Here is a 13,367-nt window from a genome sequence, read left to right on the forward strand (position 1 = left end):
TATCGACATTTTTTGGCTAATCCTAAAGAGTTTACGCGTGGATAGTTGTAAGGGATGGCTATTTTATGATAGATTGGGAAGGGGGTGATCGGGTGAGTGATAAAGAGGTGTATGCGCTGTTGGGGTTGGAGAATGGGCTTAAGCTGGAGTATCTGCAGAAGTTGAAGGCCAAGGCGATGAAGCGCGCCGGCGGGTTGGAGGTGCATCGATTTTATGGGCACGAGCTGGAAGAGACGCGGATTTTGGGGTTGTTGCAGAGCCCATCGCTCTTTGGGGATCTGCCATGGATCGAGGTGATGATGGCAGAAGCGATTAAGAAGGGGGAGCTTAAGGGGCTTATCAACTTTATAAAGAAGGGCGTGGGCAGTGGCTACCTAATTTTTATCAGTGATGAGGAGCGTTTAGATAAGAGCTTGGAGGCGGTGGTACCTTCGGCGCAGAAGAAGGTTTTTAAGGCGCTTAGCGAGGAGGAGTTGGAAGCGTTTGTGCATAGTTATCTGGCGCAACGATCGGGCAAGATTGAGGAAGAGGCGTTGCATCTTCTGCTTTCACGTTTGCTGAGTGATAGTCAGGCGATTAAGCGAACCTTGGATTTTTTGTTGCAAGGGCAGAGTGATCTTCCAGAGCCAATGATTACCCTAAATGCGGTGCGCGATTTCGTGGAGCAGACCAAAGAGATCACGGTGCATGATCTCTTTTTTTCGTTGGCAAAGCGTAATTTACCCGAGGCCTTAGATCAAGTAGAGCAGTTGATGCACAGTAAAGATGGCTTGAGCGTGATGACGTTGATTGTTTTGAATCGAAGCTTTAAGGGGGTAATCGACTATAACGCGCTGGTGGCAAATGGCTATAGTGGACAGCAGGCGCTTAAGGAGTTGAAGATCTTTTATCAGCGGGCGCAGTCGACCCAACTTGCTCATAAGTTTTACACGGATGAAGAGTTGGATGCGATTATGGTCTTTGCCTCGCAGTACGATTTGGCCGCGCGCGATAGCAATAAAGAGATCATCCGCCAAGTGATTGTCAGCTACGTGGTGAGCTGTTGCACCGCACCCTTTAGCCTGTATGACACGCTATCCCCTAGCTGATTGACATGAGCTTTATTTTTATTTTTTCCTTTAAAAACTAAATGAGAACGTTGACATTATGTTCTATAATGAATATACTATTTCTACTTTTTAGTAAAAGGAGTTTTAATTGATGAAAATGAAAAAAGCTGTATTATGGCTATTTCCTCTATTGATGTTGGCCTGTTCCCCCAAAATTGACCGAACCAATGTGGTTGGACTAGGATCAGGGTTGCCTAACTACCTAAATGCGGGAAAGGTCTTTTTCTTGGTAGATTCGGACGAGGATCCCTTGGGGCATCGTCCTTATAATATGTCTAGCTCGCTAACCGCATCGCAATATCGAGAAGATTTTGGAAGGGCTAGTATTGTGGGTAATATTCATGACACTGGTTCATACATCTGGCCTACGGATATTCGTGATGCATTAATTTTAGTTTATGATCGCGGGTATGGGCAGAGTGACCAAATTGAACTCGATTATGTTACAGGTGAGGCTTGGACTATCGATAAAGATGGGGAAAAGAGTACGGTAAGCCAAGGTTTTGTGAAAAGAGAAGCGGCTGGGAAAAGATTTAATGAATGGAGTGTTAATGATCCTGAGATTATAAAACTTAATGAAAAATTAGTGGCTAAAGGCAGACCAGCACTTAAAGCTGGTGATAGAATATCGGTTAAATTTGTCTTTATGCTTGATCATATTGTTACTACGCATATTTTACACTTTACAACACAGACGTATGCGTTAAAATAGTCTTGGTTTTGTTTCTGTTGCGTAAAAAACCTCCTGAAATGGGGGTTTTGTCTATTTTTAAGCTCTATATGTGTGTTATAGAGCAATTTTTATTGGCATATATTTGGGTGGATAATGGATTTTCGCATCAATTTGTATATATAAATGACGATAAGATTGGTCAGGTGGGGCTTGTTTGGTTGCATACGATGGATAACGACTTTTTGTATGAGCTTGATCTCTTTTACGATTTATCTTATACTAATTTCTAAGTGATGAAGGTTTATTAGTGATGGAGTATAAGTATCGTGTGATAACATAGCAGATGGTTGGCACAAGGAAATCATCGTGATTAAATATAGGATATGGATCGGCGTCGTGTGGCTGGTGTTGAGCATCCATGGGAGCTGGGCGCAGGAGGAGGATATTCTCGATCCTGAAGATCGGCAGGAGGTGGATGAAGATGCTCCACCTAGAGAGCCGGTGCATGCGTTTTTTATGTACGGACACGTAGACATGCGCGGTTGGGCAGGGCCGCGCTTAACGTCGCCTAGCTCGGTGAGTGGGCAGAATATCTTTCCGGGGGGATTACCTCGCCCCGATCGTCCGCAAGTGGGTGATTTGTACGGCGGTGCGCGGGTGATCAATACCTTTTTGGGGTTGGAGTATCTCTATGAAACCTTCTTCGGCACGGTACTAGAACTCAATTTTGAGGGGAACATGGCCGATTTTTCGCTCTTTTTTGATCAGGATACGGTGAGTGTTCGGCGTGCTTATGGTTGGATTGATGTGTTGCGTTGGCTCAATCGGGATAAGGATATTGGATTAAAATTTTGGGTGGGTCAACTTAGTTTTGAGGAGGAACCCGCCTTTACTGCTCCACATCGCTTGGGCGGTAGCGCGACGAATTTTCGTCTATCCACCCAGTTGGAGCTCTTTCGGGCGGCGATGTTTGACACCCTACTCTGGCGTATCGATATGCCGGTGTATGCGGTGCAGGATTATGTGGATTTGAGCTTTACGGTTACCAGTGATCTCGATTTTAGTCGCGCGCACAATGGCTGGACGATTATGGGGGAGGTTACGGCGAATCGTATTCGTCTGGGCTCGGTGGCGACGGTGGGTATTAATATGTATTATCACCACTGGCAGGGTGGCGATCCTAAAAACCCCGATGAACTTTGGGTAGCCGAAAGTGGCAATACGCGTCATAATAATTTTAGCGGACGCGGGCTCTTTGGCAGTCATCTGGTGGGGACGAGCGCCAATATTACGTTTCATTTGCCCCAACGCATGCGTGTTAATATCGGTTTCATGGGCGACTATCAGTGGTATTTTGGCGACTATTTGATTCAACGCTTCGAGGAAAATTTCAATGTGGTGGAGACCAATGGCCGACTGGATACCTACTTTGGTCAACGTAAAGGATCGGTAGCCTTTCAGACGGGAGTTCACTTTGTCCACCCCGATTGGGTGAGTATATGGGCGGGTTGGATCAATCGCGCGACGGATATGCTGGGTTTTAGCCACGATGAAGGCGTGATTGGCATGCGATCGAATGGGTATCTTGCGTTGCGTTTAGACTTTTTAATGTTCGACGCGGCGCATGGCTTGAGTTTTTACAATGGAATTGCTATTGGTCTCACCGAGGCTCGCCCTGGCGCGTGGGATCAAATGGGGCGTATCGGTTATGATATCGGGTTAGCCTATCGGCCTGTAGATGGGTTTTTAGTGCGTACCGGCTGGCATGCGGGGTCGTGGTTTTTAGGCCAAATCGTCGCGCCCGGTAATAGCCCCTCTCGCAGTAGAGACGGGCAATTCTATATTCGTATCCAATGGGCCATGCGCGCCCAGCTTTGGAGTAGTGAAAAGGCTGAAAATTAATGTTCTTATAATAAATATATGGCTGTAGGTACGAAAATTTTTCTAAAAAAATGCTTGACAGCCATAAATAAGCATTGTATGATTAAGGTATATACAATCTGTAGTATAATGACTAGGAGGAATAGAATGAAGAAAAAATTACTCGCTTTGATGTTATTGTTGACATCTTTTACCCTTTGGGCAGAAGAGCCAACGCTCAACCCCACCAGCGAAGAGCTAAAGGCAGCGGGACAGCGTATTTTTCAGAATGAGACTGGCGGGAAAAAAGAGTTGCTGGTGCATTGGAATGTGGGCGAAGATTTTCCTTCGTTGGGCATTGGACACTTTATTTGGTTTAAGCGTGGCGCGAACGAACCTTTTACCGAGAGTTTTCCTGGCTTAGTGAAGGCGTATCTGGATAATGGCTATAAGTCTAGCGATTTGCCTAAGATTATGACGGCAACCCCTTATGCACCATGGAATAGTCGGGAGGAATTTCTCGCAAAGAAAGAGGCTAACGATAAGGATATCTTAGCATTAATCGACTTTCTTTATGAACACCAAGAGGTACAAGTTCGTTATATTATGGATAGATTGGTGGCTGCCTTACCTTTAATGATGGAGGCAAGTAGCCGTCCTGATCATGTGAAGCAACAATTTTATCGGGTTGCCCAGAGTCCTGGTGGTTTTTATCCGTTAATTGACTATGTCAATTTTAAGGGGGAGGGCATTAATCCGAACGAACGCTACAAAAATGTGGGCTGGGGATTGTTGCAGGTATTGGAGACGATGAAAGGCACCAAGACCGGTAAGCCTGCGTTGAAAGATTTCTCTAGTGCAGCGGCAAAGGTACTCAACCAACGCATCAAGCTCTCTCCTATCGAACGCGGGGAAGATCGTTGGCGCGAAGGATGGATGGCACGTGTACGCACTTATGCGCAGTAGGTAGGTGCTGGTTGGCTTAATAAGGAGAGAAAAGTGATGAAAAAGTGGATACAATTTGCAATGACGGGGGCGCTAAGCATTTTAAGCTTTGGTCAGCTCTATGCGCAAAGTCATACCTTTACCGTTGTGGCTGGGGTGGATGCACGTGGCTGGGTAGGCCCTCGGGTTACAGGTCCAGATACACTCTTTGGTCTACGGGGTAAAGAGGGCGACTTAGTGGGTGGGGCGAATTTGGTCTCTACCTATTTGGGATTTAACTATATGTATGGGCCTTTTGCCGGTGCAACCATTCAGCTTAACTTACAGGGTGTGGGTACTAACTTCTATATGAATAACCCTAACTCTATCGGTGTGGGTGTACGTCGAGCTTTTGGTTGGGTGGATCCTTTAGGCTTGTTGGGGAAAAATGAGGCGATTGGCTTGAAGTTCTCTGCGGGATACCTGCACTTTGAGGCTTGGGAAGGATTGAATGCGCCCAGTTGGCAGGGAGGTCCTGCGACGGCCTTTGAGATGGGAACGAGTGCGGTGATGACGCGCGCGTTTCAGTTGGATCAGTTAGCTTGGCGCTTGGATATGCCGATTAATGCGATTCGTGATTTTAAATTGAATTTTGCCGCGGTGAGCGACTTGGATTTTAGTCGTAATGGCTATGGTTGGTCTATGCTTGGCGAGGTAACAGCCTCTGATATTCGCTTTGGCATGTGGGGGCAGATGGGCATAAATGCGCACTATCACCATTGGCAGGGAGGCGATCCACGTCTTGGTAAGGGCGAAGAGTGGAAGCCAATGATGACCGAGCAGTTGGAGGATTCCAATAACGTAATGGCAACGCAAATCGGTAGTCACTTTCGTGGTGGTGAAGGCATTTTTGGTAGCCATTTGGTAGGCGGAAGCTTCAATTTTAAATTCTTCTTGCCTGAAAACGCCACCATTACCGTGGGTATGATTACGGATTATCAGTGGTACTATGGTAGCTATCGTTTATTACGCTACAAAGAAGATTTTGATATGAACCTAGAGAGTGGCTTAGTGGATACGGATGCGGTGTACTTTGGAGAACGTAAGGGGAGTTTATCTTATGAGGCTGGTATCAATGTGCATGTTCCTGAGTGGGTTACCATTAACGCTGCGTGGGTGGCACGTGTCTTTGGAAGCTTTGGATTTACGCCAGATGAAGGGATCATGGGTAGACGCCCCAATACATTTGTCTCCTTACGCACCGATTGGCATGTGATGGAGGGCTTCTCTCGTATCACCCCCTTTGCAGGAATTTCCGTAGGTGTGCAAGAGGCACGTACTGGGTTCTGGGATCAAGTAGGGCGCATCGGCTATGAGGTGGGTCTCTCCTACAAGCCTATCGATAAGATTAATATTCGTACGGGATGGCATGCAGGATCTAACTTTTTGGGTGCCATCGCCGACCCTGGTTTGGTTAAGAGCCGAAATGGACACTTCTATTTACGCTTTAACTGGGCAATGAATACCTATTAGTTGTTGTTTTAACGAAAAAAGAGAGCAGAGGTACTTGACAAAGTATCTCTCTTTCGTTTATACTATTGAGGAAATCGGGGTGTCGCCTAGCGGCTATGGCGCCTGCTTTGGGAGCAGGATATCGCAGGTTCGAGTCCTGCCATCCCGACTTATCAATCACGAAGAAAGTGATTATTAATGGAAAGCAAAAAGATCTCTATATGAAGAGATCTTTTTCTCTTTAAATCGTAGCAATACCCACTAGTAATAATCAGTAAAATGCGTTATACTAAAGAGGTGGAGAAGGGGCGAGAAGCATGCAAGCATCGAACTATTTTTTAAGCAAAGTTAAGCAGGCGCATAAGCATCAACGAGAGGATGCCACCTTTGACGTTGAGGCATCGATTGCTGATTACTTTGTGCGTATTGTGGGGCTTCCAGAACCTATGGCTAGAGAGCTCTATGACGCGCATGCTACCTCGCCAGAGCAACTGGCTTGTGTGATTGACTTTTTTCATAATGAACTAGAAAAGAGTGCGCACGAGCAATTGAGTGATGGGCAGTGGCAAGAGATTGTCGAGATGATCGATCGCTACGCCAAGCGACATGAAATTGATCATCTTCAAGAGCTAATGCAGTATCTATTGGATATTGGTCAACTGTAGGCAAGAGAGAGCGAAACCGATGGCGAACAAAGATGATGCAAGCTTTGGCGCTAAGGTCATAAACCAGATTACAAATATTCGCTGGATACTAAAAGGTGTCAAGGTTTATGCCTTGGTGGGAAAGAGCGGGACAGGCAAGAGTTTTAGGGCAAAGTTGATTGCCGAGAAGCATGACATCGATATTATTGTCGATGATGGGCTCTTGATCTTGCGTAATAAAATCCTTGCCGGCAAGAGCGCTAAGAATGAGCGCTACTCGCTTAATGCGGTGCGTACAGCGATTTTTGATGAGGCTTTACACCGTCAAGAGGCGATTACTGCGCTAGAGAGTGTCAAATTTAAGAAGATTCTCTTGCTTGGCACTAGCGACCGCATGGTAGAGAAGATTGCCGAACGGCTCAATTTGCCTGAAATTTTCAAAATTATCCGTATTGAAGAGATCTCTACCCCCGAGGAGATCGCCATTGCGCGGCGTAACCGTAGTGAGGGTAAGCACGTTATTCCCGTGCCTGTAGTGGAGATTCAACAGCGTTTGCCTCATCTTATTTATGATAGGATTAGTCTCTTTTTTAAGGGATCGAAGGGATTTTTTAAAAAAAAGACCAATCAAGAGGTGGAAAAAACGGTGGTACGCCCGCAATTTCAGGATGGTAAACGCGGTGCAGTTACCATTAGTGAAGCGGCGATTAGTCAGATGGTGCTTCACTGTGTGCAGGAGTTTGATGGCTCGATTCGTCCAGAAAAAGTGCGTATTCGTCGCACTAATGGCGATCAATTTATCGTGCGTCTGACCATTGCCACGACCTACAAAGCCCAGATGAGTCAGACGCTTTATGACCTGCAGACCTTTATTGTACGGGGTATCGAGAAGTATACGGGCGTAATTTTAAAAGAAGTCCATATCTCGGTAGGTAAAATGATTAAATAAGGCAATTTTTTGCTGGTCAATCATAATTTTTAGAGGATTTTACCGATAGGTTAAGAGAGAGTCAATAATTTTTTGCGATAACGAGGAAAGAAGAGAGCAATGATGAGCGTACGTCGACTTTTAGTCATATTAGTATTTCTGCCATGGACAATAAATGCACAGGAGCTGGAGGCAGATGCGCCTTTAGCCGATAATATCCCTGCGCAAAGTTCTCCTACCCCCATTGAAAACGTCTTGCCTACCTCCGAGGATATGCCTAAAGAAGGTTTTAGAGAGAGTGTTTATCCCGATATTCCAGCATTTTTTGTCCCCAAAACAGTCATTTACCAAATTTACAACGGACAAACCAACGACTTATTGCAGACGCCTGAAGCGCAATCTTTAATGCAAAATCTTACGACTTACGCTAAATACTATCAGGCGCCGTGGTACTTTTTGAATTTTACCCAAATTCTTGGAGAGAGGCATCCCTTTAAGGTTCGTTATTTTACCAAACAAGAGGATTTTCAGTCGGCACTAGTTGCCCTTAGTGGCGATGAGAGTTTTCATCAGCGCACAGATTTTATCACCGTGCAAGAGGCTGATGGTGAGGTCGTTCTCTACCTTTATGGGGTTACTAATCCTTTACGCAGAGAGCAATTATTAAGACGTCAAGGGTTTATTCAATTCGCCACGATCGCAATGCCCACCCTGCCTATGCTCTTGCGTGATGGCTTTTCCCTTTACTTTGAGGATATCCACCTGCACATTGATATTCGCCAGATTATCCGCAACCGCACTTTCTATAAAAATATCACGAGCGTTCCTGCTCTTTACACCTTAAGCACCGATGAGAGGGGTGAGGAGTATTACACTTTTAGTGATGATGCGCGCTATGCTTGGCTGCTTATTCATTATCTTTATAGTGCCTATTCGCTAGAGAAAGATGCACTGCCTGATGTAAGCTGGGAATTTCAGTACTTATTGACAGAGCTTGAGTATATTGTGCCTGAAGAGGAGACGTTATTGGCGGTGATTCAAGCCAACAATGCGCTTTTGGCCGAGCGCTTGGATGGGTTTTTTGCGCAGGACATTCAGATTGTTTTGCGTGAGCATTTAGGCAATACGAAGAATCATCATCAAGCTTATCTTGCGGGTATGCAACTCTTTGAGCAAGAAGATTTTATCGGTGCGCGAAAACTCTTTTTGGAGGCTGCCTTTAGTCTTGAAGAGTATTATCAACCTCGCTATGCAATTGCGCGTATCGCTTTGTATGATTTAGCGTCGCTTAGAACGCAGGAGCAAGCACTTAGAGAGGAACTAGAGAGCTTTGTTGATCCAAAACCAGCGGAGCTTCAATCTAAATTAGAGGCGTTAGAAGAGCAAATTGCCCGTCAAACCTTAGAGGCGCGCTACTATTTAAATGAAGCAAAAATCTTGATTGAACACCATTTAAAGTACGGCGATATCAGTGATACTGTGCGTCAAGAGATGGAAGAATTTCATGCACGCATCCTGCGCTTCTATGAAACGGATGCCACCCTGTCGCCAGAGAGTGCTTATGGGGCGATGCCTAGTGGCGATGAAGGTAGCGATCGCTACTAGCATGAGAGTTAAATTTTTGATATAATTCAATAGAGAGATAGAGGACGGAGGCATCAACAGAATGAAAAAAGTATTATTAATTATCCTAGCCATGGGCTTTGGTTGGTCGGCAACGGCGCAAACCTCGGTGCCTCGTGGGCGCATCACCCAATCAAGTCAATCCTACCAACTAGAAAGCGATCTTGATGAGAGTCAAACCAGCGCGATTGCCGTGCAGTTGGAGGCGAGTTTACGCCTCTTTCAACAATATTTTGACAATGAAACTGCCGACTGGCCTTTTCGCGTACGTATCTTTGCCAATCATAGTAGCTACTTAGCGGCCTTGTCCACTTTTCCTGCTGAATTTGATTTGAGCAATCGAGAGGATTTTCTCTTTTTACTCAACGCTAAGCGCCCAGAGATGAGCGTGCTTTTTGTCTACCCGCGTGCCGATGAGGATGCGATGCGCGCCTCTCTTTTGAAGAATGGCTTTTTGCAGTACCTTTTTGCGGTAGCTCCGGAGATGTCGAGCTGGCTACGAGAAGGATTAGCGCTCTACTTTGAGATTGCCACACTTAGCGAGGATGGTTCGGGTTTTGCGGTGCGTGAAAATCATCTTTATCTCGATCGCTTACAGTTAGTACGTACCGATCGCGCGCTTACGTTGAGCGAACTTTTGTCTTTAGACGATGAGGCCTTTGAGGATAATTTAGAGAGCGCCTTGGCGCACTCTTGGGCCGTGGTCAACTATCTCATGAACGAGCATAACGCCACGATGCGGATGATCATTACGCGTGAGTTGACGGGGCGTGGCAATAATCATAGTGAACTTATCGGGTTGACGAGCGACATCGAGCAATACTTTAGCCGTCCGGGCTTCAATCTCTTAATGGAGCAAGGGCGCGATGCCATTGCACAGGAGGATTATGCAGGAGCTTTGGAGCTCTTTACGCAAGCCTCTAAGGTGATGCCCAATTTATGGAGCGCCTATTACTATATGGGGTTGGTCTCCTTTCATTTAGAAGACTTTGATCGTGCATTGGAATTTTATAATGAATCTTTAGCGCTGGGTGCTTCCGAAGCGCTGATTAATTATGCATTAGGAATGTTGGCGATGGAGCAAGAAGATTACGGATTAGCGCAGAGTTATTTCGATTTAGCCGAAGAGGGCGATCGCGCGCGATTTGGGCGTCATGTTGCCGAGCAACGCCGTAAGATGGAGAGCATGCAGGAGCTTCAATAATGATACAGAGAACCGTAGGCAGTAGATTTCGCTCTTTTTTTGTAGTGGGTATTCCGCTTGTCTATTTGATGGGTGGATTGCTTTTAGGGTGGATTATTTGGCAACAGCACGATCGCCTTTTTGCGGTGCGTATGGGCAACTTTTTGGTGCAGGGGCGCTGGCATAGCGACGAGATGTTGCGCGATTTAGCCGATTTACGCATTGACTCGCGTTATGGCTACTTTCCCCTAGGCGAACCTCAGGCGGTGCGTATTGTTGATACGAATGGGGTGGAGCACTTTCCTAGCGTTTTAAGCTATAAAGAGGTGGATGTGGAGCAATTTGTTGTCTACCTTTCGCAGGGGTTAGAGCTTCACTTCTTTTCGTTTGACGAGGGATTTGCGCTGGATGTGGAGCACAGCGAGATGCCCTATCAGGCGCAGATGGTGAGTTTACGTTTTGTGCCTCATGCTGATGTAAGTATTGTGGATGATGGCCTTGGCGTGCGCTTTCAGCTTGGTGCGCAAAATTATGCCGTAGAAGGTGATTTTGAGATAAGCACGTTTAACTTTGAGCAAAATGAGATGCAGTTGATCTGGATGGACGAGATCGGTTTTGATCGGCTTCAAATTAGCAGTAATCTTTTTGGGCAACCAAAGGAATTTAGTCAATGGCTGGAAGAGGCACAAGATCTTCTTAGCTTTGAGCGCTATGATAGTGTGGTGCAACGGTATTTGAGCCGAGCACTTCCTTTCTTTGAACAGCGGTATAATCCACAAAATGGTCTGTGGAGAGATGGGGAAAATCGCGAGGTGTTTAATCTTGAGGCAACGCTAACCCAGCTTTGGCAGGCACAATCTCGTAATCGCGTGGGGCAGTTTTGGGATAATACTAGGTCGCAAAATCTCCTTAGTGCCAACGAATTTCCGCTCTGGCTCACCCCGATGAGCGGTGATATGGTGGCGATCTGGGCGAAAAATCAACGTACGTTTGCCGTACAAGAGCGCGCTTGGCAACAAGTGCTGGGCGATAGTAGTAAGTTGTTTGTTGACAAACATCTCTATACCGAGATGGCGCTTAAGGCTCCGTTGCTTCTTAATAGGACTACGGTACTCGCGCGTACGGTTAATGTGAATGATACCCCTAATGTTATTTTAAATAAGATTGACTTTTTGATGGGCGCGCTCACCAATCAGTCGACGAATGAGAATCTTTTAGCAATACAGCGACAGTTAGAGGCGCTCGAGAAACATTTGGTCTTTTTGAAGAAGGGCATCTATCTCCTCCACAATGATACACTCTTATTGGGTGCGATGCTGGAGTATGCCGATGTTTTGAGACGCTTGGAGCAGTTAAATGTCAATATGAATTACCTTAAAAATCGTCCTATTCAGCAGATGCGCGAGAGCTTAATTTTTGGTGCGTTAGATTTTGCCAATAGCAATGGCGAGATTCCGACGTTGGCGCTATGGCAAGAGGGTCGACCGCAGGTGGGTGAGGTGTATTGGGGTTTGGAGCACTTTTTTGGTCTCTTTTATGACACCTTTGCCTTACCGCAGGTTCATTTAGTGGCGGTGGGACGTGAGCAACGGATCCTTTCGATTGCCGATGATGCGACGTTACGCACGATGAGTGACACGCTCTTACAGTTGACTGTTCAATATAAAGGGCGCGACACGCATTACTTGGTACTTACGCATTTGGTGCGTCCTGTTTTAGGGGTAAGCTTGGGTGGACAGCGATTGAATCTGAGTTCGAACTTAAATGGTGTGAACAGTGGGTATTTTTATGACGCGGTCAACCGTTTGCTTTTTGTTAAATTGAAGCAATCTAATGATGTAGAGACATTGCGTATTGAGATTGAAGCGCCACCACCGCCACCACCTAAGGTGGTCGAGAGTCCTTCGGTTAATACGCCTGCGGAGGCTACGCCAGAGGAGGTTATTCCGATTGTTGCACCGATTGAGCCTGAGAACTCTAAAAAGAAACGGCGCTAGGTGTGTATCGAAGGAATTACGCAGGCGCAACGATCTGGGGTGCCTCATGCGGTTTGTTATGCGGTGTTGGGCTCGGGCAGTAGTGGTAACGCGTATGCATTTGAGACGCAAGGGCATCTCTTTTTGGTAGATGCGGGGTTTAAGGCGAAGGTTATTATCGAACGATTGCAGATGCTTGGCTTTTCGCTCTTTAAACCAACGACGATTTTCTGTACGCATACGCATCAGGATCATCTTTTGGGAGTGGGGGAGCTTGCCTCACATTTGGATGCCTTGGTGGTTGGAGCGCCGATTTTGCTGGAGAATTTGTTGGATAAATTTCCGCAATTGCGCAGTTGGAGTATCGCTTTGGATGCAAACTATTCGTTGAGTGAGGGCGGATTTTCTACCTTTGCTACCTCACACGATGCGCCGGAGAGTTTGAGTTATCTGTTAGAGCTGGAGGGGATTCGTTTTATGGTGCTTACCGACACTGGGGTAATTTTACCACCAATGTATCGTATGGCATATTATAGCCATGTGCTCTTTTTGGAGGCAAACTATAATGAGGAATTATTACAGGCGGGGCGTTATCCCCCCTTTCTTAAGCGTCGTATTAGTGGGCGTAAGGGGCATCTTTCTAATGAGCAGGCAGTGCAATTTTTACAAAAGATTGCGCATAGTCCGCATTTGAAGCAACTCTTTTTATGCCATCTCTCTAAAGATAACAATCGGGTGGAGCTGGTAAGGGATGAGGTGGCGCAAGCTCATGCAGGGCGTTGGCAAAGTCATGTGTGTGCACACGCGCAGGCGAGCGCGGTGTATCGTGGTTTGGCGTAATATTTGGACAAAAAACGAGAGAGGAGGAGTCGTATTTTGGAGAATTTCGCGTAAATGTATCAAATTTACTTGATTAAAATCCAGAGTATTGATAG

At 46.1% G+C, this 13,367-nt stretch carries 12 protein-coding genes and 1 tRNA gene; all 13 read left to right on the forward strand.

The window, feature by feature from the left end; genetic code table 11:
- Positions 1-65: 65 nt before the first annotated feature.
- The 13 genes from holA (at position 66) to PVA46_RS00790 (ending at position 13,272) form a co-directional block, all read left to right on the forward strand.
- On the forward strand, positions 66-1,088 hold the full coding sequence (gene holA / locus PVA46_RS00730; protein ID WP_167694869.1) for a DNA polymerase III subunit delta: 1,023 nt from the start codon (positions 66-68) through the stop codon (positions 1,086-1,088).
- A gap of 112 nt (positions 1,089-1,200) precedes the next feature.
- Positions 1,201-1,821: a hypothetical protein gene (locus tag PVA46_RS00735; RefSeq protein ID WP_167694870.1), complete on the forward strand. Its 621-nt coding sequence runs from the start codon at positions 1,201-1,203 to the stop codon at positions 1,819-1,821.
- Positions 1,822-1,913: 92 nt separating this feature from the next.
- Positions 1,914-2,072 carry a hypothetical protein gene (locus tag PVA46_RS00740; RefSeq protein ID WP_167694871.1) on the forward strand — a complete coding sequence of 53 codons (159 nt, stop codon included), beginning with the start codon at positions 1,914-1,916 and terminating at the stop codon, positions 2,070-2,072.
- Between the two features lie 76 nt (positions 2,073-2,148).
- Positions 2,149-3,684 (forward strand): hypothetical protein, encoded by a 1,536-nt coding sequence (locus PVA46_RS00745; RefSeq protein WP_167694872.1) that lies wholly within the window; start codon positions 2,149-2,151, stop codon positions 3,682-3,684.
- Between the two features lie 126 nt (positions 3,685-3,810).
- Entirely contained in the window at positions 3,811-4,608 is a 798-nt protein-coding gene (locus PVA46_RS00750) for a hypothetical protein (RefSeq protein ID WP_167694873.1), read from the forward strand.
- Between the two features lie 36 nt (positions 4,609-4,644).
- Positions 4,645-6,099, forward strand: a complete 1,455-nt coding sequence (locus PVA46_RS00755; RefSeq protein ID WP_167694874.1) for a hypothetical protein — start codon at positions 4,645-4,647, stop codon at positions 6,097-6,099.
- A gap of 75 nt (positions 6,100-6,174) precedes the next feature.
- Positions 6,175-6,247, forward strand: a tRNA-Pro gene (locus PVA46_RS00760).
- A gap of 148 nt (positions 6,248-6,395) precedes the next feature.
- Positions 6,396-6,743 carry a hypothetical protein gene (locus tag PVA46_RS00765; RefSeq protein WP_167694875.1) on the forward strand — a complete coding sequence of 116 codons (348 nt, stop codon included), beginning with the start codon at positions 6,396-6,398 and terminating at the stop codon, positions 6,741-6,743.
- Between the two features lie 19 nt (positions 6,744-6,762).
- Entirely contained in the window at positions 6,763-7,671 is a 909-nt protein-coding gene (locus tag PVA46_RS00770) for a P-loop nucleotide/nucleoside kinase family protein (RefSeq protein ID WP_212603834.1), read from the forward strand.
- Positions 7,672-7,770: 99 nt separating this feature from the next.
- Positions 7,771-9,255: a hypothetical protein gene (locus tag PVA46_RS00775; protein ID WP_167694876.1), complete on the forward strand. Its 1,485-nt coding sequence runs from the start codon at positions 7,771-7,773 to the stop codon at positions 9,253-9,255.
- 61 nt (positions 9,256-9,316) lie between these two features.
- Positions 9,317-10,477, forward strand: coding sequence for a tetratricopeptide repeat protein (locus PVA46_RS00780; protein WP_167694877.1), 1,161 nt, complete (start codon positions 9,317-9,319; stop codon positions 10,475-10,477).
- Positions 10,477-12,453, forward strand: a complete 1,977-nt coding sequence (locus PVA46_RS00785) for a hypothetical protein (RefSeq protein ID WP_167694878.1) — start codon at positions 10,477-10,479, stop codon at positions 12,451-12,453. The genes PVA46_RS00780 and PVA46_RS00785 overlap by 1 nt, the downstream gene beginning before the upstream one ends.
- Positions 12,454-13,272 carry an MBL fold metallo-hydrolase gene (locus tag PVA46_RS00790; protein ID WP_167694879.1) on the forward strand — a complete coding sequence of 273 codons (819 nt, stop codon included), beginning with the start codon at positions 12,454-12,456 and terminating at the stop codon, positions 13,270-13,272.
- Positions 13,273-13,367: the final 95 nt, after the last annotated feature.

Source organism: Entomospira culicis (assembly GCF_028748145.1).
Lineage (GTDB): Bacteria > Spirochaetota > Spirochaetia > WRBN01 > WRBN01 > Entomospira > Entomospira culicis.

Excerpts from the sequence above, each read along its gene's own strand:
- holA (WP_167694869.1), top strand. The coding sequence starts at position 66 with ATGATAGATTGGGAAGGGGGTGATCGGGTGAGTGATAAAGAGGTGTAT.
- PVA46_RS00735 (WP_167694870.1), top strand. The coding sequence starts at position 1,201 with ATGAAAATGAAAAAAGCTGTATTATGGCTATTTCCTCTATTGATGTTG.
- PVA46_RS00750 (WP_167694873.1), top strand. The coding sequence starts at position 3,811 with ATGAAGAAAAAATTACTCGCTTTGATGTTATTGTTGACATCTTTTACC.
- PVA46_RS00755 (WP_167694874.1), top strand. The coding sequence starts at position 4,645 with ATGAAAAAGTGGATACAATTTGCAATGACGGGGGCGCTAAGCATTTTA.
- PVA46_RS00765 (WP_167694875.1), top strand. The coding sequence starts at position 6,396 with ATGCAAGCATCGAACTATTTTTTAAGCAAAGTTAAGCAGGCGCATAAG.
- PVA46_RS00770 (WP_212603834.1), top strand. The coding sequence starts at position 6,763 with ATGGCGAACAAAGATGATGCAAGCTTTGGCGCTAAGGTCATAAACCAG.
- PVA46_RS00775 (WP_167694876.1), top strand. The coding sequence starts at position 7,771 with ATGATGAGCGTACGTCGACTTTTAGTCATATTAGTATTTCTGCCATGG.
- PVA46_RS00780 (WP_167694877.1), top strand. The coding sequence starts at position 9,317 with ATGAAAAAAGTATTATTAATTATCCTAGCCATGGGCTTTGGTTGGTCG.
- PVA46_RS00785 (WP_167694878.1), top strand. The coding sequence starts at position 10,477 with ATGATACAGAGAACCGTAGGCAGTAGATTTCGCTCTTTTTTTGTAGTG.